Below are 24986 nucleotides of genomic sequence, written 5' to 3' on the forward strand. Positions count from 1 at the left end.
TTGACTCCTTAGATAAACATATTTGTTCCAACTATCAACGAGATTACTCCCGCCGTAGCAAACGCTACCCGTATATTTTTTTGTGTTTTAAGTAGATTCTCATTGATTAAAGATATAAAATACCCAAACATTAAAAAGACCAGCATTACACCAATCGTAAAACTAGCGACCATCATCAAGTTCACTTCATGATGAGCGATAGCACTCAGCGTGACCAGCATACCTCGCACACCACCTATACCCATAAGTGTACCAACTGTCAAAGCGGATGTTACTTGTTTTTTCTCACTATGCTTATGTTTTTTGCCATACCATATATGAATATGCTTTTTGCCGTCATGTTCGTGCCACCCTACATTGATACGACCGCTCAATGCCATAAAAAGCAAGAAAAGACCAATTGCAATAATTACGCTTGAGCTGGCGTAATCACCCCATGCAAGAATAGTTTCGCTGATATCGATATGCTGTAAAATTTTTGCAAAGATAAAAAGAGATACTCCATGTCCTACGGCAAAAGCGAGTGTGATTAGCATCGTTTTCTTTTTGCTTTTACCAATACTAAAATCGGTAATGGCTGTAAGATGATCTGGACCGAAAGCGTGTAATATCCCATACCAAAAGATTAATAGAAGCGGCAAAGAATCCATTGTTCTATCCTTTGTAAGTGAATAGTTATTCATCATTATATGATAGTTTGGTAAAATAAAAATAAAAATGGTATTATCTTCTATAAAAATGGGACTACATGCGATGTATCTATTGTAATGCACCCACTTATCTTCTTGGTAATGGCAATAGAAAATGCAAAATATGTAAAAGAAAGTTTAGTCCAGCAAAAATAGCAAGAAAAGAGAAAATAATTGAGTGTTTTTGCAAAGATCTCTCTGTCAATGAATGTATGAGACGAAGCGGTTACAATTATGTTACTATTAAAAGTTATTATGAAATGTTTAGAAAGAAAATTGCGGCTTTTATGGAAGAGGAGTACTTGAACCGTCAAGAGACAAAAGCATATGAAGAGTATATCTACTTGGAAAGCTCAAAAGATCCAAAAAAAGATATTTTTGATGGATACAATTTTTTAACATTCGATTATGGAGGAAAAATATATAATCTTTTAATGCCGGATCTTTCAAGATTTAAACCCTATTTCAGAGAAGATGGACTCAATGAAGTTTACTACAAAGAGTTTAAAAATTTTTTACGGATCTCGAAGTTACAAAAAAATAGTCAAAACGGACTTATTTACGATTTTTGGAGCTATATTGGAAGATTTATTGCCAAAATATAGAGGGATAAAAAGGGAAAACTTTTTCTATTATCTCAAAGAGGCTGAGTTTAAGTTCAATTTTGATTGTGAAAAATTAAAGGAAATAGTATGAGAAAAGTGGTTGTCATAGGCGGTGGATACGGAGGGATAAAGGCTTTGGAAGAGTTTGCAAGAAATGATCAAAATATTGAAGTAACACTTATTGATCAACACACCTATCACTATCTTCAAACGGAGAGTTACGATCTTGTTGCTTCGAAAATCCCAATTCAAGAGAGTTTTATCTATTTGCCAACATTGGTTGCCAGTTTTGGTAAAAATTTTCATTTTATCCACGATGAAGCGGTTGCTATCAAAGAAGATCAAGTTGTATGCAAAGAAGGGACTTATCCTTTTGATTATTGCGTTATTGCAACTGGAAGCGTGACAAAGTTTTTGCAAGGATTTGAGAAAAAAGGAAAACACTCTTTGGGTGTCAAAAGTCTGCGTGCGGCTCTTCATATAAAACAGTATTTTGAAGAGGAACTCTTTGCAAGACTTGAACCAAAAAGAGCGAAAAGAAGTTTTCGAGTCATTGTCATTGGTGGGGGTTTGAGTGGGGTAGAGATAGCAGCCGAAATGCGATGTTATTTCAACCAATATGTAAAAGAAAATGCTCTGAGTTGTGGAAATATCGAAATCCAACTTCTTTCGAAACATATTCTAAAAGGAGTTGATCAGAAAACACGCGATAAGGCTGTAAAAAGGTTGCGACAATTAGGTGTTTCTTTAGTTCCTCAATATGTCAATGAAATTACAGAACAAAAGGCGATACTTAGTGGTGGAGAAACGATAGATTTTGATTTTGCCATATTTGCCGGAGGAATTGAGCCCTCACCTTTTATTCAAAATCTTGAATATACAAAAGATGCGAGAGGATTTTTGGTCGTTGATGAGTATTTGCGAGTAGAAAAAAATATCTTTGCTGTAGGTGATGTGGCAGTTTTAAAAGATAAAGAAGGAAATCTTATTCCTCCCACAGCACAAAGTGCTGAGCAAAGTGGAGTAATTGCCGCTAAAAATATCCTTCAGGCCATTTCCAACCAACCTTTGCAAAGAGCCGATATCAGACTGCGTGGACTAGCCATTGCTCTAGGTGGAAAATATGCGATAATAGTAACTCCTTTTGGTTTTCAAATCAGTGGGATTCTGGGTTGGATTGGCAAAAAAGCGATAGAAAAAGGATATAAATGGCCTCTTAAATTGAAAGCCAAGCAGGGGTTTGAAAAATTAACGGCGTGTAAAGGAGAAAAATGAAGATTCTTTTTGCTCCAAGTGAAGCGAAACGATCAGGTGGTGATCATCAAAAGATGCAGTTTTGTTTTAATATCGATAGAGAAACGATTTTGCAAAAATATGATGAAATTGTAAAACATGGAAGCAAAGAGGCGGTATTGAAACTTTTCGGTACAAAAGAGTTGTTGGATGTTGATATTTTTCATACCCCTACCCTCAAAGCTGTTCGAAGATACATCGGTGTTGCGTATGAGTATCTTGATTACGACTCTCTCCATCCGCTCTATCAAGAATTCATTGATGAGCACCTTATTATTTTTTCAAATCTTTTTGGTCCACTATGTGCAAAGGATTTGATTCCCTTTTACAAATTAAAACAAGGCGAAGCAGTTGGGGATATAAAACCAGAGAAATTGTACGCCCCACTTTGCAAAAACTTGCTACAAGATGAAGAGATTTTAGATTTGAGGGCTGGATATTATGAAAAATTTTACAAACCAAACTTTTCTTTGAAGATGAAATTTATCAAAAATGGCAAAGTGGTAAGCCACTGGGCAAAGGCATACAGGGGGAAAATTCTTCGTCAAATTGCCGAAAATCAAATCGATAGCTTTAAAAAACTAAGAGATTTTTCTTTTGAAGGATTGCGGCTCAAAGAGATTATCAGCAAAAAAAGTGAAGAGATATGGGTAATGAAGATAGAGGAGCATTGATCGTTCATTTATAGTTTTCGAGAGCATACCAGAGTTGCCCTAGGCTGATTCCCCCATCATTTATAGGGATTTGTATTGGAAAGAAGTATGGGATGCTGTTTTGTTGCAGTTTTTTGATCGTATTTTCCAGTAACGTTTTGTTTTGAAAGACGCCTCCACTTAAAATAACTGGGAGTTTTTCTCTTTTTGCAATTTCGACAACAATTGCAGTGAGAGTATTTAAAAATTTCGTAGGAATATCTGCTTTTTTATCCTTGATGAGGGATAGAAAATCTATTGTAATGATTCCATCGTGAATATAAAACTCATATTGATCCTCTCTGGCCTGATATGCTTTTTCTACCAAGAGTCCAGTATAGCCTTCATACTCTTGGTATGTACAAAGCCCTGCAAGAAAAGCAACCGCATCAAAGAGTCTTCCAACGGAGCTCGTTTCAAAGCAGTTGATATTTTTTTCATAAGCAAGATGAAAGAGCTTGTCTTCTATTTCAAAACCATATTTTTTTAATAAACTCCAAGCAATAAGCCTGATATCTTTAATAGCCTTTTCGCCACCAGCAATCTTTAGATAGTCAAAATGGTATTTTCTTTCATCACCTACAAATACCTCCCCTCCCCACACTTTTCCATCATCACCATATCCGGTTCCATCCCAGCTAAAGCCCAAAAAGAGATTTTGTGACAGAGGATGATGTGTAAGCTCCATCTCTGCCTTCGCAGCATAGATATGAGCCAAATGGTGTTGCATCTCGATAGTTGTAATATCCAAAGATTTTGCATATTGCGTCGTCTCATATCCCGGGTGTTTGTCGCATATGACAACTTCCGGTGAAAAATCGTATATCGTTTTAAAATCTTCAATCACTTGTAAAAAATACTCATAACTTTGAATATTTTTAATATCTCCTATGTGAGGAGAAAGAATTATACTGTTTGCAAAACTAAGAGCAATGGTGTTTTTCTGACGTGCACCTACAGCTAAGATGGAAGGAAGTTTCTTATCAACAAAAAAGCTTTTAGGAGCATATCCACGAGAGAGTCTGTAAAAAAGAGGTTTTTTATCTACGCTGACTACTACGCTATCATCGCAACTTCGAATAATCTCTCGATCGTAATATAAAACCTTTTGTGTAAATCTTTTAATATTCTCTTCATCTTTAACAATTGGCTCATCCGAAATATTTGCACTTGTGACCACAAGAGGCGAATCAATTAAAGAAAAAAGGAGATAGTAAATAGGTGAATAGGGTAAAAAAACGCCAAGCCTATCGATATCAGGCGCTACATCTTTAAAACATTTTTTTGCTTTGACGATGACAATAGGGCGCTCTTTGGATGTAATAAGATTTTCTTCATATTCATTAATATGACAGACCTCTTTTATTTTCCCGATCGATTTAAACATAAGAGCAAACGGTTTTTTAGGTCTTTTTTTGATTTGTCGGAGTTTGTGAGCAGATTTTGGCAAACAGACAAGATGGTATCCCCCTACTCCTTTGATAGCAACAATATTGCCAATTAGAATATCCTTTGCAACTGCTTCGATTGCTTCATATCCGCTCGATGATTCATAAAAGAGTTTAGGACCACAACTGTTACATCCAATCGGTTGTGCATGAAAAAAGCGACTATTTGGATCATTGTACTCCTTTTGACACTCTTGGCACATAGGAAACTTGGCCATGGATGTGTTCTTTCGGTCATAGGGAAGATCTTTTATGATAGTAAATCTTGGACCGCAATTGGTGCAGTTTATGAGAGGATAACGGTAACGTCTGCTTTGAGGATCAAAAAGATCTTGTAAACACGCATCACAAATAGAGATATCTGGGGATAAAAAAGTCTCTTTTTGCCCCTCTTGGCTTTGTATAATAGTAAATTGTTGGAAATTTTGTTTTGGAGTATTTTGGATATGCAACGAAAAGATTTTGGCAAGTGGTGGAAGTTTTGATTGAAGATGCTCTAGAAAAAGCTCCTCATTCTTACCCTCTATAACAATCTCTACACCATCGCTGCAGTTACGGATGAATCCTGTGAGTCCAAGTTCATTGGCCAGTTTGTAGACAAAGGGACGAAAGCCCACTCCTTGGACGATCCCTTTGACAAATATTCTCATTACACTCCCAAAAGAGCACTTTCATTATCAATCGGATACTCGATATTTACCTTGGTCATAGGGGCATTTCTTGTAAACCTGCTAAAAAATGCACTGTTTGCAATATAGGCTCCACATAGAACAATATGGCTGGCTTTTGTTTCTCTATAGATTGAGACAGCTTGATTACTGAGAAAATCACCTAATGATTCAAAAATGGAGTAGGCTATGAGTTTAGAATCAGCATCAGCCAAAACGAAACTCATGATAGATGCATAAAAACTTGAGTAATCAAAACTACTCTCCTCTACCCTGCAGTCAATACTTACTCCGCCTTTTCCTCCAAATGAGAGGCTTAGTTTATTAAATGAGTCAAAATCACCATCAAATCCGATAACTCTTGCTGCTTTTAAAATGAAATCATTCTCTTTTTCAAAAGCTTCGTAACGCTCGGGAAATCTCTTTTGGAACTGCTCGACTACTTTTCGTTTTGCTTCAAATTTTATCTCGCCAAAATCGAAGATCTCTTTTATAGTTTGTTTTTTATAGAAGAACTTGACTGTATCGGAAAAATAGACCCCAACAGTTGGCTCAGTTATCCCATGCTCTTTGAGAACGCTTTCAAAAACGGCTCTTGCCAAGTTTTGTACCCTTATGGAGGAGTGTTCTATGGGCTCTTCTTGAAATACTGTGATAGAGTCTGTTTCTACTTCCTTAAAATGTTCTACTTTATCGATGATACCGTTATGGAGTAAAAAAGATCCTATAAGAGCCGTTTTGGAACTGTTGCAATATTTTGGAAACAAAGATTCACTATTGGGGCGAAAAAAGGAGAAGTGTTTATTGATAAAGTATTTTGGTGCTCCGTAAAATGTAATTGGAAGATCAAAATCAATAAAAAGATCCGCATCCTCTTTCTCATCAAAATAGCAGTAATCCGCATCCAGTGATGCCATAAAAAGGGTTGTAAAACCGTCCCATACGCCCACAGCTTCTACTATTTCGCCGCTACTTGTAGTAAGATACATTTGCGGTCTTTCAATGCTAAAAAGAGCTCTTTTTTCCATTGGTAAAACCAAAAACTCTTCATTTAGACGATTGATAAGCAGATAGCTTTTGTTGTCTTTTTCCAAATAGAATCGCTTATATCCTCTAAATGTTTTTATGCGAACCCTCTTCCCATCTTTGAGTGCATTTGCGGCAATATCAAAAATTTGTTTAAACTCCTCTTTTTCATTGGCAAATAAAACTTTTAAGCCTTTTTTATCGGTAAGCTTGATAGGGATATTGCACTCTATGCAGGTAATAAGCGGATAGTTTTTGCGAAAAGGATTAGTTTTAAGCTCTTCTTGGCACTCGTTGCAGGGTTTGAAAAAATTTAACAGCGTATTTGGTCTTTCAAATGGATAGTGGATAAGGAGGCTACTTTGATAGCCACAAGAGTTGCAGCTGGTAAATGGATAGTAAAATCTTCTTGAAGATGGATCTAACATCTCTTTGATGCAGTTTGGACAAAGAGCGATAGAGGATGGGATATGTGCAATTGAGCCTTGTGAGGAAGGGCTTTCTTCATAAATTTGGATATTTTTAAAAAAGATGGAATTATAAAGATACTGGTCCAAAGCTTTTGTAAACTCATCAACATTTTCATTAAAATCTACAAAAATATTAGGAAAAACGATAGAGTATGCAATTGGTGTAGCTGTTGCATCTGCAATTGATTGGATGCGTTTTAAAAAGTATGTTGTATGGGAATGATACTCAAACCGTAAGGTCATTGTACTCTTTCATTGAGGGGTTTGCATACTCATAGATAATCGAGTCAACTGTTTTACTGGCTCTTTTTTGATATTGAATACCGCTTCTTTCTAGCTCTTGTAAAAGCGTTTGTATGTAGTGATCGAAAGATTTTCGCATGGTATCGGTTAAACCAATACCTACACTTTCGATATCTTTTGGCACAATGCCTATGATGTTTACTTGTGCAATAGATTCAAGCATGCTACAAATCTCAAGCATCTCTACAACTTCCACCTCATGCGCAGTTTTTCTATACTCTCCAAGCCCCAGTAAAACCTCGCTTGGGAGATTGTATATGGAGCCTGGAGTATCCTCGATGGAGACCGTATCCATTATAATCACTTTATCATACTCTTGATAGTAGCGCATAAGTTTAAATCCCAGTGTCCCCCCATCGACGATTTCAACATCCTCATCAAAAACAAAATTTTCCTCGAGATATTTTGAAGCGTACACTCCAATACCCTCATCCATAAACAAAATATTGCCAATACCTATAATTGCCGTTTTCAACTCAACCTCTTTTGAATTTGTATCCGCTAAATACTATAGCGATATCTCCCTCTCTCCAAAAGATCGTTCTCCATACCACATAGTAGATATGAAATATGATCCAAACCAAAATAAAATACATTGTCAAATGATGCACATACCGCACATCCATTTTCGTACCTCCACAGACAGGTACTGTCCAATCAGTGACCAAATGAAGCATCCATGGCCACCAGGATCCTATACTACTCATTCCAGATTCCAGACCATGTACATAGAGTTGAAGTCCCGTTAGGAGCATCCAGGCTAAAAGTAGATGAAAAATAGTGAAATAGACCACATGAAAACTATCTTCATGACTGCTGTCAAATCTTTTTACACGATTGAGGGTGATGAGATTGATAAAAACCTCCCAAAACTCTTTTATGTTTTGAGCGTTAGGAATGAGTCTTTTAACAGGTTTTTCAAATCTGCTGAAAAAATAGAGATATGCAATGACGATAGAGCTTACATCAAAGATGATTGCCGCATAAAAGTGAATCCACCTATTCCATGCCATTACAAACTTTTGTACTGCCGGTTCACTGATCAGTGTTTGATAATAGGGATGGCCGATATAAAGGCCAGTGATGACTGCCGCTACCATACACAGAGCCACTACCCAGTGATTGAGACGCATAAAGAGCGTCATTCTTTTAACTTTTTGATACTTTTGTTTTTTCATCGCTGCCCCCTTAAATTGAGCAAGAGGTGTTCACTTTGAATTCACCTAGGCTTTTCCCCTTTGTATCTACGATATGAACTGCACATGCAATACATGGATCAAAGCTGTGAATGGTTCTTAAAATCTCCAACGGTTCCTCAGGTTTTGCCACTTTTGTACCGATTAAGCTTGCTTCATAAGCTCCCATTCTATTTTTATAGTCTCTTGGCGCAGCATTCCAAGTGGATGGCACAACCGCTTGATAGTTTTCCACTTTTCCATCTTTGATTTTTACCCAGTGACCAAGTGCACCCCTTGGAGCTTCTTCAAGACCATACCCTTTAGCATCTTTACTTACATAATCAAAATCAAATTCTGTCCATGTTGAAAGGTCTCCTGCTGCAACATTGGCTGCAAGCTCATCAACCCAATTAAACATAATATCTGCCATCATTTCAGTCTCAATCGCTCTTGCTGCAGTTCGACCAACGGTTGAGAAGAGCACTTTTGCAGGAAGATTTGCATTTTTTAAGAATTTATTGACATATTCGCTGATTCTTTTATCTCCTTTTACATATCCTACAACCATTCTTGCAAGCGGACCAACCTCCACCCTTGTATCATCATATATAGGTGATTTTATCCAAGAATATTTTCCTTTGGTATCAAGATAGGCAATTCCTTTTTCCTTTTTACCAAATCCTGTATAGTTTGGAATAGTTTGCCCATCAAAAGGATGAAGCGGCTTATCGCCATTATACCAAGAGTGCGTCACATCTTCAGCCACTTTTTCTTGATCAAACTCTTGATATTTTCCATCAATCACAAGTCCACTTGGGAAAAGAAGCTCAGATTTATAAAATCCATTGTCTTGTAGTCTAAATCCTCCATAGACAAGATAGTTCTTAAGTCCTGCTCCTGTTCCATCGAGTGCTTCATCACCATACATCGTTCCAGCCATATAGATATCAGGAAGGTATGCGCCTTTGATAAATCGAGTGAAACCTTTAAGCAAGTCTTTATACAGAGCAATTCGCGCAGGATTTTGAATATCTTGTACACATGTTACCCCACCAACTACAATACTTTGTGGGTGTGGGTTTTTTCCACCAAAAATAGCCATCATCTTTGCAGCGTCTCTTTGCAAATCAAGAGCTTGCAGATAATGCGTAACTGCCAAGAGATTTTGCTCAGGAGTTAGTTTATAGTGGGGATTGCCCCAGTATCCTTTGGCAAAAAGACCTAGCCGACCCTGTTTGACAAATTTTTTGAGTCGATCTTGCACCTCCTTAAACTTTGCACTATCTGCAACATATGGAGTGGTTCCAGCAGCATTTGCCCATTTTTTTGCTTCATTTACTGTCTTGGTTGGATCAGCTTCCAATGCTTTTGTGATATCGACCCAGTCAAGGGCATGAAGATGGTAAAAGTGCACCACATGGTCATGTAGATAGAGTGCCCCTTGGATAAGGTTTCTTACAAGCCTCGCGTTTTTTGGAATGGTCACACCAAAAGCGTGCTCTACTGCCTCGATACTTCTTTGATAATGCGTTCCTGTACATACCCCGCATATTCGCATAGCAAGTAAACCACAGTCTCTTGGATCGCGCCCTTTTAAAATCTCTTCAATTCCTCGAAACATTGTTGAAGAGCTATAAGCGTCTACTATTGTATTATTCTCATTGATAACAGCTTCAATACGCAAGTGCCCTTCTATTCTTGTTATAGGATCAACGACAATATGTTTAGTACCCATTACTCTTCTCCTTCACTTTTCTTACCTGCAATTGCACTTGCTGCCGCATGAATTGCAATGCCCACACCAGCAGCAGTCAAAAGACCCAGTCCAAACTCATCCACACTCTTTTCAACTCCCCCACCAGGAGCCATTTTTATATTTGCGTCTGCCATTGGTCGTTCGTATGCATATTTGTCCCAAAATCCAGGCTCGCTGCACCCTATACATCCATGTCCTGAACCAATTGGCCAGTTTACGGATTCGTTATAGCGAACAATCGAACAGTTGTTGAATGTCATAGGACCTTTACATCCCATTTTGTAAAGGCAGAAGTTGTTTTTCGCACCTTCATCGCCCCACTCTTCGACGAACTCTCCTGCATCAAAGTGCGCCCTTCTTTCACAGTTATCGTGGATTCTGTATCCAAAAGCAAATTTTGGTCGAAGCAGTGAATCGAGCTCTGGAATTTGACCAGTAAGTACATAGTGTAAGATTACTCCGACCATATTTGCAGGATTTGCTGGACATGCTGGAATATTGATGATTGGTTTGTCATTAACGATATCCATGACGCCCACTGCACCGGTTGGATTTGGAGCAGCTGCTGGAACACCACCAAAAGTTGCACATGTTCCAACTGCAACTATCGCTGCTGCATCTTTGGCTACTCTTTTTAGGTGCTCTTCAAAAGTTTCACCACTTGCCCCAATCGTACACCACTCCCTACCAGGACCTACCGGAATAGCGCCTTCAACAAAAAGAAGATATTTTCCTTTAAAATGTTCCATCGCATCTTCAAGCTGCGCTTCTGCTTGATGTCCAGCTGCAGCCATAAGTGTCTCTTGAAATTCTAGTGAGATAATTTCTAGAATGATATCGTCCACCTTAGGTCCATCACTTCGTATAAAAGCTTCCGAGTTACCGGCACAATCTTGCAGTTCTATCCAAATTACAGGTACTCTCGTCATAAGTTCAGCAGCTTCTGCTACAAGAGGGGTAAAAGAGCTAGGAAGCATTAGCATTGCAGTAGTTGCACTAGCCCATTTTAAAAAATCTCTTCTAGAAACGCCCTCATCTTCCAAAATCTCTTTAATAGAGATTTTTCGAAGTGGCTCAATTTTTTTAAGCTCTTCAAGTCTTGCTTTGCATTGCTCATAGAGTCTTGCATAGTAGGCTTCACCTCTGTTTGTCTCAACCCGGGCACTCTTAGTTGTAAAGAGCGAGCGAAGGTGTTCTCTATTCATTATCACTCCTTGATTGAATACTCATTCATTTAATTGTAGCGTATTGGACTTATAACAATTTTAAATAATGAGCTGTTCTCTCTCGATCTTATATAAAAATGGGACCAATTCAGTGCGTTGTACAAACGCTACATATATCAAAGCTTCGAAAAATGAGATTTGCAATCTTTTCATCTGAAGTACCAATGATTGCTTTTTGTATGACAGAAGGATTTTGGGAAGTTCCATTGGAAAGATTCCACTGAGTGGGAGTAATGATGTTATAGGTTTCAATTTTTCCTTGATGGATAGTTGCTTGATGAATCAATGAACCACGAGCTGCTTCGATGCTTATGATTGCTGTACCATCTTGCATTTTGGATTCAACGACACTTGGCTGAGAAAGATCGATCGTTGCTAAATGATCGATAATTTTTTCTATAAGGAGGGAAACTTCATAAATTCTAGCAATGATTCTTGTAGTGATGCTGTCTTTGAATCTTCTATGAAAATAGCGAATAAATGGGTCAGTTTGCTGCATGAGTCTGGCAAGTGGTCCGGTTTCATAATATTTACCGTTGTATGTAACATTTTTTGCATAACTTCTTTTTTGCTCATTTTCTTCTATGAGTGTGAGCTTTGTCTTTCTTTTTTGTCCATGTAGCAGTTTAATATTTGATACATGAGAGTCTTGGGAAAAGGTAATGAAACGATCATGACTCTTCCCAACCAAGAGCAGCTCTTTTTCTTGAAGTGTATGATAGAGTTTTTGCAAATCATTGGTGAGATTGAGGGGATCATGTAACTCTCCAATAAGTTGTATGAATTGATCTTTGATCTGTCGAATGAGCGTTTTTGCTTGATAGATTTCAAAAGAGGTAGGATCGCATGTTACTCCTCCAATTACGCAATAGGATGAGTGAGGCCACTGCCCGCTAAAGAGTGCTAAAAGTTTGTTGATCGTAATAATAAGATGATGTACTTTTGTAAAATCGTATAGGATACCAAGCTCATGAAAAATGACAAGGTAGAACCATTTGATATGATTTTGTATAATTTCGCAAAATCTTGTAATCTCTCTAATTTTTTGGGCTTTTTGAGTGATAGTAATTTGAAAAATAGATTCTAAAACCATGGCAGTTGCTTGTAGATGGGCATGTCCGCAAATTCCACAAATTCTAGGATTAATCACAAGTGCATCCCATGGATTTCGTCCTCGTAAAATCTCTTCAATTCCTCTATAATGGGGAAAAATGACTTTTACATCAGTAATAATCTTTTTATCTTTTTGGAATTTTAAAAAAGCTTCACCTTCTATCTTTTCCAAAAGTTCAATTCTCATCGATGAGCTTTCTGGTAAGTCTTGGAATCTGAAAACTTTTTGCTATACCAGTGATTGTAAGATAGGCTCTTTTGGGAACTCCTAAAGGCATATTGGCCGGAATCCCCATATAGGTTTTTGTATGGAAAAGTCCGGTTTTTGGAAAAGTTGGCTCAGTACAACCAAAACAGGGCGTTCCAGACCTAGTTTTGGAATTTATCTCATTCCATAAGATCCTATTGCAGCTACCGTGTGTAAAAGGAGCTTGGCATCCTTGCTCGTAAAACAGGCATCCCTCTTTTGTTCCAAAGGATTTTGCATCTACTTTCCATTCAAAATATTCGTTTCTTGTGCAGCCGCTATGGACAGTAAAGGCAAAAATCTCTTTTGGCCTATGGTATTCATCTAAGGAAAAAGAGTCATTTTCAATTGCAAAAGCGATCCATTCCGGATGAGCCGGGCAGCCTGGAATATTGACGGTTTTATTAAAAAAGTGTTCATATAGTTTACTTTTTTTGGTTTTATCAAATAAGACTCCAGTAATTGTTGGGTCAAACTCTTTAAAGACTCCTCCAAATACTGCGCAGCTTCCTACCGCAACGATTTTTTTTGCTTTTTGTGCCAAATGAAAAAAGAGTTCATAAAGATCTTTATCTCCTTTTTTCCACCCCTGTTTTAAGCCACCCTCAACAACTAAAATATCAAAATCGGCTGTATGTAGATCCATAAGTTGCAGTGGTGATGGAAAAAGAGGATGGTACAAGAATTCAAACTGTTGCAGTAGCGAAGCTAGAGAAGGTAGATTGAGAAATGAGTGGGAGTTGCCGTTGCAGGTAACTCCTTGCAGCCATATTATTTTAGCTTTCATTTTTTAATGATCGATAAATATTTTCACTGATTTCTTGCGAATAAAACTCTATATCGTTGGGTAGAAGTCCTTCCCCCATCAAAAAGACCATGCCGCCGAGATATCCCATGAAAAGTCCAAATGCACTGAAAAAATCTTGATTTCTCAACTCTCCATTACGAACGCCCTCCTCAAAAAAGACCATAATCTCTGTTACAAATGGACTGACGCATATCATACCTTCGCATCCATGTTTAAAGACTTCCCGATTGGAAAGATATATGCGTAAGAAATACTCTATAAACTCTGGTCGTTCTTTAGCCGTATGAAAATAGAAATCTACGATTTTTCTGATTTTCTCTTTGGAAGTGATCTGCATCATATTGATTTTTCGAATCTCTTCTGCTAAATGTTTGGAAATGTATAATATGAGTTCTTTTGCCAAAGCGTCTTTTGAATTGAAATAGTTATAGAGATTGCCTACACTCATATGGAGTTCCTTTGCGATATCGGCCATTGTTACTTCAAAAAAGCCCTCTTTGCTGAAGAGTTTTAAAGCTGTATCCATAATCTGTTTTTTACGATCCTCTTTGTTGATTTTTGCCAATTTTTACCTCACTTTTTTCCTACTAATATTGCTTTCGTTTCATTTTGAGTCAAATTATAATGGATAATTTCAAGTTTACAAAAAAGTTGGCACAGTTCATTCTTTTGGGCAACAAATGCTGGATTCATTGATGATTTATAGGTAAAAACCTCACAAATGAAAATCCCATCCTTTTTCAAGGAATCAATAATTTTCTGTGCAATGGATCTATCGAAAAAGTTTGTACATATGATGAGATTATAATACTCTTTTTTAAACTCAAATGCATCAATATCTTGACAAAATGCATGAATGTTAGAAAGGTTTTGTAGTTTTTCAATCGCTACTTCTGATATATCCACTGCATCCACTTCGAAACCGTTTTGTGCCAAAAATTTGGCATTTTGTCCAAGCCCGCAGGCGATATCAAGTGCTTTACCTTTTTTAGCTAAAGAAAAGAACTGTTGAACATTTTCGTTGATATCGGGCTCTTGCATTGCAAGATATTTTCTGTCCCATTTTCCTTTCACGATTCGACTCTTTTGAGAAGATTTTTGTATCGGTCTACTCCTAAAAAGCTCTTTTCGAGGCGCCATCTGAGAACAAATTCGGCTATTTTTTCTCGTAAGTGCTCATCTACCTGTTCACTCCTGCCAAAATAGCGCAAATTAACATTTTTGCCGCTTGCTATACCAATAATTTGAATATAACGTTTTGGATGAATAGCTAAAAAACTATCTTCTTGCAAAGAAAATCCTGTAACATTAATCGCGGAGAAACTAAGCAACGTATCTAGGTTATTGACTTTCTGATCGATTTGTAGCTCTTGAAATAGTGAACGGAGTTTTCGACTATTCTCTCGTCTGAGCTTTTCGTAACTCACAAAATTTTCTACGAGTTTATGGAGTCTTTCAATATTGTTGGTCATGAATAACCTTGTAAATATTAAATAATATCAATGCAGATTTTAGTATAATCTACCTTAAAAAAGGATCTTGATGGATTTCCTTCGTATTGAAGGTGGAAAGACTTTAAAAGGTTCTGTTCCAATCTCTGGTGCAAAAAACGCGGCACTACCATTGATTGCTTCAACGATTTTGTCGAAACAGAGCGTACAAATAGACAATCTCCCCGATGTTCAAGATATCAAAACACTACTTCGGTTACTCCAAAACCTTGGGGCTTCTTATCAGTATGAAGATGGTTTGGCAACGATCGACGCTTCAAAACTGACATCGACTGTTGCAACGTATGATATCGTTCGAACAATGCGAGCTTCTATCTTGGTTTTAGGGCCGATACTGGCGAAGTACGGACGATGTGAAGTGAGTCTTCCCGGAGGGTGTGCCATCGGTCAAAGACCGATTGACTTACATTTACAGGCATTAGAACAGATGGGAGCAAAAATTACCATTAAGGCCGGTTACGTGATAGCGGAAGCGCCCCGTGGGCTTCAAGGCTCTACAATCATTTTCGATAAGATCACTGTCACAGGGACAGAAAATATTGTAATGGCAGCTGCTCTTGCAAAAGGAAAAACAACTATCATCAATGCAGCGAAAGAACCGGAAGTTGTACAACTGTGTGAAGTTTTAAAAGATGCAGGTGTTGAGATTGATGGAATTGGGAGTGATGAGTTGGTGATACATGGAACGAACAGAGAGTCTTTAGAGATGAAATCCATACATGTTATACCCGATCGTATAGAAGCTGGAACCTATTTATGTGCAGGAGCAATGACCAACTCCACGCTTTCTATCAACAATGTCATTCCCCATCATCTCGATTCAGTTTTAGTGAAATTACGCCAAATGGGATTCCCACTCGATATAGAAGATACAACAATTACAATTCATCCGGCATCAAAAATTGAACCGGTGGAGATCATCACCTCTGAATATCCCGGTTTTCCTACCGATATGCAAGCTCAATTTATGGCCCTGGCTCTCTTGGCCAATGGAGCATCTATCATCGAAGAGCGGCTTTTTGAAAATCGGTTTATGCATGTGAGTGAACTCAAAAGATTTGGAGCCAATATCCAGCTCAAAGGCAATATTGCTACAGTAATTGGACCGACGGAACTTTGGGGTGCAGATGTCATGGCAACCGATTTAAGAGCGAGCAGTGCATTGGTTTTGGCTGGACTTGCAGCGAAAGGAACGACAAACGTCCATCGAATATACCATTTGGATCGGGGCTATGAAAAGCTTGAAGAAAAGCTCAATGCTCTTGGCGCATCTGTTCAACGTTTGAGTGAGTGATAAAAAATCACTCCTCTTCCTCAAAAATGATGATATCCGTATTATAATCTTTTTTTACAACTGCCCTACTTTTTGGAACGCACATCTGATTTTCATATTTCTCAAGTTCTGAGCGTAAATACTCGATCTCTTTTTCCATTTCTGCCATCTGCTCTTTGAGTCGAAGTATGATATCGACCCCTGCGAGATTTACACCAAGATCTCTTGTCAGGCGTAAAATTGTTTTAATGCGATCAATATCTTTTTGTGAATAGAGTCTTGTTTTCCCTTGCGTACGTGATGGGGAAATAAGCCCTTCTCTTTCATATTGTCGCAAAGTCTGGGGATGGATATTGAGCACTTTTGCAACAACACTGATAAGATAGACCGGTTCGTCATATCTATGCATTTTCGCCTCCTGGCAGTTTTTCTTCCATCATTTTAGCAAGTTCTGGATCGAGTTCTTCCACTTTTGGTATAACAATATTTGCTTTGAGATACAAATCCCCTTTTTGTTTTGTTTTTCTATCCATTACACCAAGCCCTTTGACACGAAATTTTGCACCACATTTTGTATTTTTAGGTACTTTGAGTGTAATCTCTTTTTCTAACGTAGGAACTTTGACTTTACCACCAAACATAGCGATTTTAAGCGGAATGTCAATTGTCTTATACAAATCGTTTCCGACTCGCTCGTACTCTGGGTCCGGTGCAACTTCTACTTTGAGCAGTAGATCACCTCTTTTTCCGTTATAGCTTTTTCCTTTTCCTCTAATACGCAAAGTATCGCCATTTTTGAGTCCCGGTGGAATGCGAACATCGAATGTTTCCCCATTGATCGTTAGTGAATGGGTTCCTCCAAGTACAGCCGTTCTAAAAGGAATAGTGATTTTTGCATGGAGATCAAGATCAGGTTGAGCGAATTCTTCAAATCCTCCAAAACCGCCAAAGCCGCCTCTGCTGTAACTTGCACCGCCAGAAAAGCCTCCAAAACCGCCGCCACCGAAGATACTGCGTAAAATCTCATCTAAATCCACACCACCTTGGAAATTTTGCTGTGCAAAATCGTGGAAGTTTTGTCCACCAAACATGCTGTCACCAAATTGATCATATTGCTTTCGTTTTTCTGGATCACTTAGTATTTCATAAGCGGCATTGATCTCTTTGAATTTTTCTTCACATTCAGGTTCTTTGCAGATGTCCGGGTGGTATTTTCTGGCTAATTTTCTATACGCTTTTTTTATTTCATCAGCAGAGGCGTTTGGACTGACTCCCAATGTTTCATACAGACTTTTGCTCAATTTTGACCTCCAAATTTTTTATTTTAATTATAGCATAAAATCTTAGTCAAAGTCAATCAACTTATTTTATATTTTAAGAATTAGCAATTGGAAGTTGGAACCGAAAAAGCCCATCAGAGGGCTTTTTCAATTAAACTGTTCAGACTTTTCGCAAACTCTCCTGGATCTTTTATCTCCATTCCTTCAAGCAGTCTTGCTTCATTATAAATCACAAGGGCAATATCTTTTGCCATTGAAAAGTCGTTTTTGAGTAACAACTTTGTAAAGATTGAGTGTTCTGGATTTATCTCAAGGATTGGTTTTGGCTGGGTAGCATATTGTCCCATTTGTTTTAGCAGTTCATATGTTTGAAACTCTGGATCGTTTTTGTCGTGCACCAAACATGCAGGTGAATCTTGAAGTCTGGTTGTTATTTTGACATCTTTGACTTCATCTTTTAGAGCCTCTTTTATCGCTTCTAGGAGATCTTTATATTTACTCTCATCAATTTCCGGTGTTTCGAAATCCTCATCTACTTCTGTACTTGCAATGGATTTGAGTTTTTTCTCGTTATATTCGCCAATTGCTGGCACAATGAATGAGTCTACTTCATCTGTAAAGAAAATGACTTCAAAATCCTCTTTTTTGAACCTATCAAGCAGTGGAGAATCTTTCAGTTCTTTTTCGCCTATGAGATAATAGATCGATTTTTGATTTTCTTTCATATTTTTTACATAGGTCTCAAAATCGATATACTCATCACTTTTAGATGTTTTAAACAAAATGAGATCTTTGAGAAGCTCTTTATTTTCAAAATCGCTCATAAGTCCCTCTTTGATCACTTTTCCAAAGAGTTCCCAAATTTTGACATACTTTTTTCTCTCTTTTTCTTTGAGCTTTTTAAGTTCACTCAATATCTTTTTCACCGAAGCTTTTTTGATCTTTTCAAGGACTATATTGTGCTGGAGCATCTCCCTTGAGATATTAAGCGGTAAATCCTCTGAATCGATGATTCCTCGAATAAATCGCAGATATGTAGGAAGGAGTTCTCTATCTTGCATAATAAAAACATTTTTTACATACAGTTTCACTCCAGGTTCATAGTCTGCTCTAAAGAGATCGAAGGGTTGCACAGATGGAATGTAAAATAGCGTAGTATATTCAAGGGTTCCTTCTGCTTTTGTGTGAATCCAGTGGAGCGGATCGTTGTTGTCATGAGAAAGAGTTTTATAAAACTCCTTATATTCTTCCTCTTTTATTTCGCTTTTACTCATTCGCCATAGTGCTTTTGCACTGTTGATCTGCTCTTCTTTGTCACCAATTTTGAGATAGATTTTGTATGGGATATGATCGCTATATTTTTTAACAATCTCTTTTATTCTCCACTCTTGCAAAAACTCTTTGTTCTCTTCGGTAAGATACAAAATGACATCTGTTCCTTGCTCACTTCTTTGAGCTTCATCGATTTCAAATTCTCCGTTTGCTTCACTACTCCAGATCCAAGCTTTCTCATCTCCAGCCTTTTTACTTACCACTTCCACACGGTTTGCCACCATAAAAGCACTGTAAAATCCAACACCAAACTGACCTATCAAATGGGCATCTTTTTTCGCGTCGCCGCTCAATTTTTCCAAAAAGTTTTTTGTTCCACTTTTTGCGATGGTTCCAAGATTTTCTATCATATCTACATCGTCCATACCGATACCGTTGTCTGAAACAATAAGTCTATTTTCCACTTCATCAAGAGTAATGGTGATTTTTGGATCAAAGGAAAAATTTTTAAACTTCTCATCTGTCAGTGTCAAAAGATGGAGTTTATCGATCGCGTCGTTAGCATTGGAGATCAGTTCGCGTAAGAAGATCTCTTTGTTGGTATAGAGTGAATGGATCATGAGTTTCAACAGTTTCGATATCTCTGCTTCAAAATGATGTTTTGCCATGCAACCTCCTTGAGTATATTTTTATAAAATTATATCAAAAATTCATATCAATTATCATTAGTATTATGACTAATTCTTAAAATTAGAAATTTTTACTATAATTAATGAAAAAGTATTTTTAAAAAAGGGATTCTATGACGCCAAAAGAGCGATATGCAAAACTCAAAGAGCACCTCAAAGAGGAAAATCCTATTTTAATGGAAGTTATCGATGAGTATAAAGAGCTTGATGCAATTGCGCGAAAAATCGGTTTTTTAAACGACAAGCAGACTTTTACGGAATCGATTTCTTGGTGGCCGCTTATCTCCATTCTTGGAACCTTTAGTGCAGGAAAGTCAAGCTTTATCAACGAATATCTTGGCAAAAAAGTGCAAGATACGGGCAATCAGGCAGTCGATGACAAATTTACCGTGATTTGTTACAGCAAAAATGAAGAGGTAACAACTCTTCCAGGTGTCGCCCTTGATGCAGATCCTAGATTTCCATTTTACAATATCTCAAAAGAGATCGAGAAACTCGATCCCAAAGAGAAAAACATCAACAGATACCTTCAACTCAAAGCTGTTAACAGTGAAAATATTAAAGGAAAAATTCTCATAGACTCTCCCGGATTTGATGCAGATATCCAAAGAGATGCAACTCTTCGAATCACACGCCATATCATCGATCTAAGCGACCTCGTGCTTATCTTTTTTGATGCAAGGCATCCTGAACCTGGTGCGATGCGAGATACTCTTAATCATTTGGTAGAAGTTGCAAAAAATCATGCGGATTCCGATAAGGTGCTCTATATTTTAAACCAGATCGATACCTGCGCCAAAGAAGATAATCTAGAAGAGATTATAGGAGCATGGCAAAGGGCACTCAGTCAAAAAGGGATCGTGAGCGGCAGGTTTTATGCCATTTACAACGAAGCTGCAGCTTCCATCGAGCATCCAGCCATTGAAGAGAGACTCAAAAAGAAAAAAGATCATGATATAGCCGAAATCAAGCATAAAATGGACAAGGTTTTGATAGACAGAGCCTATCGAATAGTTAAAAATGTGGAATATAGAGCCAAAGAGATTATGAGTCTCGCTCCAAAATTGCAAGAGTTGTTGATTACTTTTCGAAATAGAGTTCTATTTTTTGATATTGTGTATATTCTTCTTCTGGCGCTTCTTGGCGGTTGGATTTCGATGCAGTTTCAGGATGCGACAGTGTGGACGATTATAGCGGCTGTAAGTATTGTTGCTTTTTTTATACTCCATTTGAAAACGAAAAGTTGGCTTTCCAAAAGAATGGCCCAGAAAATAGATGATATGCAAATCATGCAAGCTTTTACAAAGCAGACACGATGGTTCCGATCCATATTTTCTACAAATCCACTTAAAAAATTGATGCAAGAAGAACTTGAACGATTGATCAATAAATCAAAATCTTTTATCCAAAAGCTTAACGACCAGTTTATTACAATGAAAAAGAGCGAATCTTCTCAAGAAGAGAAAAGCTCTTTTTGAAGTGCCAAAAACGTTTCATGAGAGGGAAGATCAAGCTCGGATATTTTTACATCTTCTCCTTTCATACGAAGTAATAAAAAGTAAGCCACCTTCTCCTCTTCATACTGGTTTATTTCATTTTCACAAAATGCCTCAAACGAATCATAACCACTTTTTTCGAAGATATCGAGAATGGTTTCTATTAAAGCGTTGAGTTTGCGAAGGGGGACTGCCCAGAAAATCAATCTTGCCGGAAAAGTGCCTTTGGAATGCAATGCTCCCATATAGAGTCGAACACCCCGCTCTACTTTTCCATATTGATTTAAACGTATCCCAACAAAACCGATGTCGGCTACAATATGTCTTCCACACCCTTTCAAACAGCCGCTATAGCCTACTGTGATGTTGTGCCTATTGAGTCTTGCAATTGGAAGAGTTGCAGCGCCCTCTTTTGTATCGAACAAAGAGTAAATACAGTATTTGCTTCCGGCACAGGCTAAAATGGTGTGGGGTTGAGAATCGATTTCGATGTTTGGTTCAGTAAGATTGATGATATACAGATTTTGATCAATTCCTAAGCGAACCGTTGCGTTATGTTTTTGTGCGAAATCTATAATAAGGGCAAATTCCGCTTTTGTCATCTCTCCAAATTTTGTAAAATATCGATATGCCCAGCCTCCATCTTTGAGTTTGAACCACTGCTTTGATGGCTCATGAAAATGTACCACGGTTTTCCCACCGCTTTGCCACTTTTTTGGATAATAGGTTTGCAATAGTTCTTTAAATTTTTCTAGACCCACTTCCTCAATAAGATGGTAAAGTCTTGCTTTTGTCCTGCTGGCACGAAGTCCGTGAACAAGATAGGTCTGCAAAACCGCTTCATACAACGCGACGACATCTTCATAAAAAACGAAAATGTCACACTCTTGTGCAAAGTGGGTGTTTTTCCCTCCCACATAGAGGTGAAAACCGTACGTATCATCCTTTTTTGCCAATGCAAAATAGCAGTCATTCCCCCAAAAAGGTGTGATGAGTGTTTTATTTGCAGCAATTGCCGTATTAAATTTTCTTGGAAGCATTCCGCACCACTCTTTTTTTTCCAAAAAGAGTTTTTGCATCTTTTCTATAAGTGGTGTGACGTGAACAATGGAATCTTCAGCAATGTCATAGAGTGGATCGGTCACAATGGCGCGGGCATTGTCTGTCAATGTTTGGCAACTTGTTAGTCCATGTTTTTTAAAAAGATAGTGCAGTGATAGTACCTCTTCAAAAGTAAATCCATGCAGTTCCAACTGCCCTCTTGCAGTGAGTAAAATCTTTGTATTCTCGTTGATATTATCCAATATCAACTCGGCAGTATCAAGAGACATCTCTTTTTGATCGAAACGTAAACGAAGCATAAAATTTTTTGGATTTTGTTTTGTTGTATAGATACCAAAATTTTTGAGATAGAAGATATCTGCATCTTTTATCTCATCAGCTTTTAGGTTTGGCAGACGGTGCTGATAGTACTCCCAAGGAGACAACTGCTCTTTTAATTTTTCTATTTTATTTTTTTTCATAACAGTAATGGTACTAAAATTTTGTATTAATCTCTAATGTAATATCAACTATTTTTTATTTTTTTTCATCGTAATTTTCTATGTTGGATTGCAAAGATGTGATAATTTGCCGTAATTCGTAGGCATTTTCTATAGCTGCCCCGCTGGCGGTATTGTCAAAAATGACAAGAGTATCTTTTGCCTCCAAGCGTATAATATTGTCGGCAATGTTCCTTAAAAACTTCTCATCATATTTTGAGTAGTATATTTTTGGAGAGCCGTGGAGTCTATAGTAGATTAAATCAGTATAAAAAAGTGGCTTGTCGTTTCCTTCAAATCTTGGAGGATCCGCTGCAACCAACGATATATCAAACTGGTGTAAAACCTCTTTCGCTTCCAGCCATGTCTCGTTTCTCGCTTCCAAAGCGATATGGCCTTGATAGATTGAGCGAAGAGTAGAAAAAAATGGTATTGCGATTTCTGATTCAAAAGTCAATTTTGGTGGAAGCTGAATCAAAAGAGCAAGCCATTTATTTCCAAGGTTTTGCAAATGTTTTATAAAATCATGCAAATTTTCGGTCGATCGGAGTTTGTGAATATGAGTGAATGAACGGTGCATCTTCACACTGAACCGAAAATGATCGGGAGTGCTTTGGCTCCATTTTTGGAGGGTTGAAGCTCTTGGGAGTTGATAGAATGTCTTGTTGATTTCAGTAATATTAAAAACTTGAGCGTAGCGCTCCAAATGTGTTCCCTCTTTTGGGAAAAGATGGGCATACGTTTTCGGTATGCTCCATCCAGCAGTGCCTATGTAAATCATCAGTGCAAAAAGTGTCTCACACCTGTAAAGTAAAGGGCGATGCCATGTTCATTGGCTGCTTCTATCACCTCATCATCTCTGATGCTTCCACCAGGCTCAACGATTGCTTTGATTCCGGCTTTTGCCGCCTCATCTACACTGTCTCTAAATGGAAAAAAAGCTTCGCTCGCCATTGCAGCACCTTTCACATCAATACCAAGCTCCTCAGCTTTTTTGAGTGCGCATTTTGCCGCGTCGACTCTGCTCGTCATTCCCATACCGATTGCTACAAGCGCTCCATCTTTCACGTATGCTACGCAGTTTGATTTGGTAAGAGCCGCGATTTTGTATGCCATCAAAAGATCTTTTTTATCCTCTACCCCTACTTTGCTCACCTGTTTTGCTTCCAGCACCTCTTCATCTTTGACAAAGTCGGCTGTTTGATAGACAAATCCCCCTTCGATATGTTTGAAATCATACATATCACCGCTGATTTCCAGTTCAGCCTGTCCAAGATCAAACAGCTTGATGCGTTTTTTGTTTGCGAATACCTCTTGCGCCTCTTGGGTTATCTTTCCAGCAATCAATACTTCTACGAAAATTTTATTGATCTCTTCAGCAAGCTCTTTTGTCACCACGCCATTGACTGCTACTACCCCGCCAAATGCACTTACTGGATCTGCTGCAAGCGCTTTTTGCCATGAAGTTACGAGATCCTCTTTGAGAGCCGCTCCGCAAGGATTGCCATGTTTGACGATAACGACACTTCCTTTTCCAAGGCTTACAGCGATCTTGGTCGCTGCATTGATGTCTGTGAGGTTATTGAAGCTAGGCTCACCTTTCAAAATATTAAGCTCATTGTAAAAATCTTCAAACTCATACAGAGCTCCCTTTTGATGCGGGTTTTCTCCATAACGGGTATTGAAAACTTTTTTCCCTACGATAAACTGCTTGTTGCCAAATCCTTCGTGAAATCGTTCATTCATATAGTTTGCAATGGTAGCGTCGTACTGGGCAGTATGTTCATACGCCTTAATCATGAGCTCTCTTCGAAATTCAAGCGTGTTTTTATTCTCTTTCAAAGCCATTAAAACTTTGTCATAATCGTTAGGATCCGTTACGATGATTACGCTTTCAAAGTTTTTTGCCGCACTTCGTACCATCGTTGGTCCGCCAATATCGATATTTTCTATAATCTCTTCAAAATCATCTGTTCTTTCAATTGTCTCTTTGAAGGGATAGAGATTGACGCAAACCAGATCAATTGGCTCAATGCCAAGTTTTTTAGCTTCTTCGACATGGTCCGGCTTGTTTCTTCTATATAAAATTCCTCCATGTACATATGGATTGAGCGTTTTTACCCTTCCTTCAAAACACTCTGGAAAATTCGTTATTTCGCTGATTTCTGTCACTTCAATCCCTGCATCTTTTAAAACTCTCCAGGTTCCACCGGTACTTACAATCTCGTATCCCAGTTCTACTAGCCCTTTTGCAAAATCAACTATCCCTGTTTTGTCGCTGACACTTAACAGTGCTCTCATCTTTGTCCTTTGCTTTTTTGATTATATTATATCCATTTCATACTTATAGTTCCCTATATGCGGGATTTTTCGTTAATTTTAATTTAAAATTCGTGATGTAT

At 38.0% G+C, this 24986-nt stretch carries 23 protein-coding genes; 5 read left to right on the forward strand and 18 right to left on the reverse strand.

Annotation, left to right across the window (positions count from 1 at the left end; genetic code table 11):
* Window positions 1-8: 8 nt before the first annotated feature.
* Complete coding sequence (locus tag JG735_RS05355; protein WP_201334055.1) at window positions 9-650, reverse strand: hypothetical protein; 642 nt, start codon at window positions 648-650, stop codon at window positions 9-11.
* A gap of 98 nt (window positions 651-748) precedes the next feature.
* Here JG735_RS05355 and JG735_RS05360 point away from each other — a divergent pair, with 98 nt between their 5' ends.
* The 3 genes from JG735_RS05360 to JG735_RS05370 all read left to right on the forward strand — a co-directional run bounded on the left by JG735_RS05360 (window position 749) and on the right by JG735_RS05370 (window position 3261).
* Window positions 749-1294 carry a hypothetical protein gene (locus JG735_RS05360; RefSeq protein ID WP_201334056.1) on the forward strand — a complete coding sequence of 182 codons (546 nt, stop codon included), beginning with the start codon at window positions 749-751 and terminating at the stop codon, window positions 1292-1294.
* Window positions 1295-1381: 87 nt separating this feature from the next.
* Window positions 1382-2569, forward strand: a complete 1188-nt coding sequence (locus tag JG735_RS05365) for an NAD(P)/FAD-dependent oxidoreductase (protein ID WP_201334057.1) — start codon at window positions 1382-1384, stop codon at window positions 2567-2569.
* Entirely contained in the window at window positions 2566-3261 is a 696-nt protein-coding gene (locus JG735_RS05370) for a YaaA family protein (RefSeq protein ID WP_201334058.1), read from the forward strand. Before JG735_RS05365 ends, JG735_RS05370 begins: the two co-directional genes overlap by 4 nt.
* 4 nt (window positions 3262-3265) lie before the next feature.
* Here JG735_RS05370 and hypF read toward each other — a convergent pair whose 3' ends face one another.
* The 11 genes from hypF to JG735_RS05425 form a co-directional block, all read right to left on the reverse strand.
* A complete protein-coding gene (hypF, locus tag JG735_RS05375) occupies window positions 3266-5377 on the reverse strand; it encodes a carbamoyltransferase HypF (RefSeq protein WP_201334059.1) in 2112 nt (703 codons plus the stop codon).
* Window positions 5377-7134, reverse strand: coding sequence for a hypothetical protein (locus JG735_RS05380; protein ID WP_201334060.1), 1758 nt, complete (start codon window positions 7132-7134; stop codon window positions 5377-5379). The genes hypF and JG735_RS05380 overlap by 1 nt, the downstream gene beginning before the upstream one ends.
* A complete protein-coding gene (locus JG735_RS05385) occupies window positions 7118-7669 on the reverse strand; it encodes a HyaD/HybD family hydrogenase maturation endopeptidase (protein WP_201334061.1) in 552 nt (183 codons plus the stop codon). Before JG735_RS05385 ends, JG735_RS05380 begins: the two co-directional genes overlap by 17 nt.
* 1 nt (window position 7670) lies before the next feature.
* Window positions 7671-8372, reverse strand: coding sequence for a cytochrome b/b6 domain-containing protein (locus JG735_RS05390; RefSeq protein ID WP_201334062.1), 702 nt, complete (start codon window positions 8370-8372; stop codon window positions 7671-7673).
* A gap of 10 nt (window positions 8373-8382) precedes the next feature.
* Window positions 8383-10107, reverse strand: a complete 1725-nt coding sequence (locus tag JG735_RS05395) for a nickel-dependent hydrogenase large subunit (protein WP_201334063.1) — start codon at window positions 10105-10107, stop codon at window positions 8383-8385.
* Window positions 10107-11333: a hydrogenase small subunit gene (locus JG735_RS05400; protein ID WP_201334064.1), complete on the reverse strand. Its 1227-nt coding sequence runs from the start codon at window positions 11331-11333 to the stop codon at window positions 10107-10109. The genes JG735_RS05395 and JG735_RS05400 overlap by 1 nt, the downstream gene beginning before the upstream one ends.
* Before the next feature lie 109 nt (window positions 11334-11442).
* Window positions 11443-12654, reverse strand: a complete 1212-nt coding sequence (locus tag JG735_RS05405; protein ID WP_201334065.1) for a nickel-dependent hydrogenase large subunit — start codon at window positions 12652-12654, stop codon at window positions 11443-11445.
* Complete coding sequence (locus JG735_RS05410) at window positions 12644-13501, reverse strand: hydrogenase (RefSeq protein WP_201334066.1); 858 nt, start codon at window positions 13499-13501, stop codon at window positions 12644-12646. The genes JG735_RS05405 and JG735_RS05410 overlap by 11 nt, the downstream gene beginning before the upstream one ends.
* The gene (locus JG735_RS05415; RefSeq protein WP_201334067.1) at window positions 13491-14087 is read right to left on the reverse strand and encodes a TetR/AcrR family transcriptional regulator; all 597 of its coding nucleotides are present in this window, start codon (window positions 14085-14087) and stop codon (window positions 13491-13493) included. Before JG735_RS05415 ends, JG735_RS05410 begins: the two co-directional genes overlap by 11 nt.
* An 8-nt stretch (window positions 14088-14095) precedes the next feature.
* Window positions 14096-14596, reverse strand: coding sequence for a bifunctional 2-polyprenyl-6-hydroxyphenol methylase/3-demethylubiquinol 3-O-methyltransferase UbiG (locus JG735_RS05420; RefSeq protein ID WP_201334068.1), 501 nt, complete (start codon window positions 14594-14596; stop codon window positions 14096-14098).
* Window positions 14593-14994 (reverse strand): hypothetical protein, encoded by a 402-nt coding sequence (locus JG735_RS05425; protein ID WP_201334069.1) that lies wholly within the window; start codon window positions 14992-14994, stop codon window positions 14593-14595. Before JG735_RS05425 ends, JG735_RS05420 begins: the two co-directional genes overlap by 4 nt.
* A 70-nt stretch (window positions 14995-15064) precedes the next feature.
* Between JG735_RS05425 and murA the strand changes: the two genes are divergently transcribed.
* Window positions 15065-16327 carry a UDP-N-acetylglucosamine 1-carboxyvinyltransferase gene (gene murA / locus JG735_RS05430; RefSeq protein ID WP_201334070.1) on the forward strand — a complete coding sequence of 421 codons (1263 nt, stop codon included), beginning with the start codon at window positions 15065-15067 and terminating at the stop codon, window positions 16325-16327.
* 7 nt (window positions 16328-16334) lie between these two features.
* On the opposite strand, the gene JG735_RS05435 is transcribed toward murA, so the two are convergent.
* From JG735_RS05435 to htpG, 3 genes are all read right to left on the reverse strand, one after another.
* Window positions 16335-16715 carry a heat shock protein transcriptional repressor HspR gene (locus JG735_RS05435; RefSeq protein ID WP_201334071.1) on the reverse strand — a complete coding sequence of 127 codons (381 nt, stop codon included), beginning with the start codon at window positions 16713-16715 and terminating at the stop codon, window positions 16335-16337.
* Window positions 16708-17607, reverse strand: a complete 900-nt coding sequence (locus JG735_RS05440) for a DnaJ C-terminal domain-containing protein (protein ID WP_201334072.1) — start codon at window positions 17605-17607, stop codon at window positions 16708-16710. The genes JG735_RS05435 and JG735_RS05440 overlap by 8 nt, the downstream gene beginning before the upstream one ends.
* Window positions 17608-17720: 113 nt before the next feature.
* Entirely contained in the window at window positions 17721-19526 is a 1806-nt protein-coding gene (htpG, locus tag JG735_RS05445) for a molecular chaperone HtpG (RefSeq protein WP_201334073.1), read from the reverse strand.
* 134 nt (window positions 19527-19660) lie between these two features.
* On the opposite strand from htpG, the gene JG735_RS05450 reads away from it, so the two are divergent.
* Window positions 19661-21025, forward strand: a complete 1365-nt coding sequence (locus JG735_RS05450; RefSeq protein WP_201334074.1) for a dynamin family protein — start codon at window positions 19661-19663, stop codon at window positions 21023-21025.
* Here the strand turns inward: JG735_RS05450 and JG735_RS05455 are convergent.
* Genes JG735_RS05455 through purH form a run of 3 tightly spaced genes read right to left on the reverse strand, consistent with a single transcriptional unit; the run spans window position 21001 to window position 24885 of the window.
* On the reverse strand, window positions 21001-22566 hold the full coding sequence (locus JG735_RS05455; protein ID WP_201334075.1) for a nitrite/sulfite reductase: 1566 nt from the start codon (window positions 22564-22566) through the stop codon (window positions 21001-21003). The genes JG735_RS05450 and JG735_RS05455 overlap by 25 nt on opposite strands.
* Before the next feature lie 55 nt (window positions 22567-22621).
* A complete protein-coding gene (locus tag JG735_RS05460; RefSeq protein WP_201334076.1) occupies window positions 22622-23365 on the reverse strand; it encodes a DUF72 domain-containing protein in 744 nt (247 codons plus the stop codon).
* On the reverse strand, window positions 23365-24885 hold the full coding sequence (gene purH / locus JG735_RS05465; protein ID WP_201334077.1) for a bifunctional phosphoribosylaminoimidazolecarboxamide formyltransferase/IMP cyclohydrolase: 1521 nt from the start codon (window positions 24883-24885) through the stop codon (window positions 23365-23367). Before purH ends, JG735_RS05460 begins: the two co-directional genes overlap by 1 nt.
* Window positions 24886-24986 lie beyond the last annotated feature (101 nt).

Origin of the sequence: Nitratiruptor sp. YY08-10 (genome assembly GCF_016629565.1) — a bacterium.
In the GTDB taxonomy this organism is placed as follows: Bacteria; Campylobacterota; Campylobacteria; order Campylobacterales; family Nitratiruptoraceae; genus Nitratiruptor.

Coding starts and splice junctions, on each gene's coding strand:
- JG735_RS05355 (WP_201334055.1), bottom strand. CDS start 650: ATGGATTCTTTGCCGCTTCTATTAATCTTTTGGTATGGGATATTACAC.
- JG735_RS05360 (WP_201334056.1), top strand. CDS start 749: ATGCGATGTATCTATTGTAATGCACCCACTTATCTTCTTGGTAATGGC.
- JG735_RS05365 (WP_201334057.1), top strand. CDS start 1,382: ATGAGAAAAGTGGTTGTCATAGGCGGTGGATACGGAGGGATAAAGGCT.
- JG735_RS05370 (WP_201334058.1), top strand. CDS start 2,566: ATGAAGATTCTTTTTGCTCCAAGTGAAGCGAAACGATCAGGTGGTGAT.
- hypF (WP_201334059.1), bottom strand. CDS start 5,377: ATGAGAATATTTGTCAAAGGGATCGTCCAAGGAGTGGGCTTTCGTCCC.
- JG735_RS05380 (WP_201334060.1), bottom strand. CDS start 7,134: ATGACCTTACGGTTTGAGTATCATTCCCATACAACATACTTTTTAAAA.
- JG735_RS05390 (WP_201334062.1), bottom strand. CDS start 8,372: ATGAAAAAACAAAAGTATCAAAAAGTTAAAAGAATGACGCTCTTTATG.
- JG735_RS05395 (WP_201334063.1), bottom strand. CDS start 10,107: ATGGGTACTAAACATATTGTCGTTGATCCTATAACAAGAATAGAAGGG.
- JG735_RS05400 (WP_201334064.1), bottom strand. CDS start 11,333: ATGAATAGAGAACACCTTCGCTCGCTCTTTACAACTAAGAGTGCCCGG.
- JG735_RS05405 (WP_201334065.1), bottom strand. CDS start 12,654: ATGAGAATTGAACTTTTGGAAAAGATAGAAGGTGAAGCTTTTTTAAAA.
- JG735_RS05410 (WP_201334066.1), bottom strand. CDS start 13,501: ATGAAAGCTAAAATAATATGGCTGCAAGGAGTTACCTGCAACGGCAAC.
- JG735_RS05425 (WP_201334069.1), bottom strand. CDS start 14,994: ATGACCAACAATATTGAAAGACTCCATAAACTCGTAGAAAATTTTGTG.
- murA (WP_201334070.1), top strand. CDS start 15,065: ATGGATTTCCTTCGTATTGAAGGTGGAAAGACTTTAAAAGGTTCTGTT.
- JG735_RS05435 (WP_201334071.1), bottom strand. CDS start 16,715: ATGCATAGATATGACGAACCGGTCTATCTTATCAGTGTTGTTGCAAAA.
- htpG (WP_201334073.1), bottom strand. CDS start 19,526: ATGGCAAAACATCATTTTGAAGCAGAGATATCGAAACTGTTGAAACTC.
- JG735_RS05450 (WP_201334074.1), top strand. CDS start 19,661: ATGACGCCAAAAGAGCGATATGCAAAACTCAAAGAGCACCTCAAAGAG.
- JG735_RS05455 (WP_201334075.1), bottom strand. CDS start 22,566: ATGAAAAAAAATAAAATAGAAAAATTAAAAGAGCAGTTGTCTCCTTGG.
- JG735_RS05460 (WP_201334076.1), bottom strand. CDS start 23,365: ATGATTTACATAGGCACTGCTGGATGGAGCATACCGAAAACGTATGCC.
- purH (WP_201334077.1), bottom strand. CDS start 24,885: ATGAGAGCACTGTTAAGTGTCAGCGACAAAACAGGGATAGTTGATTTT.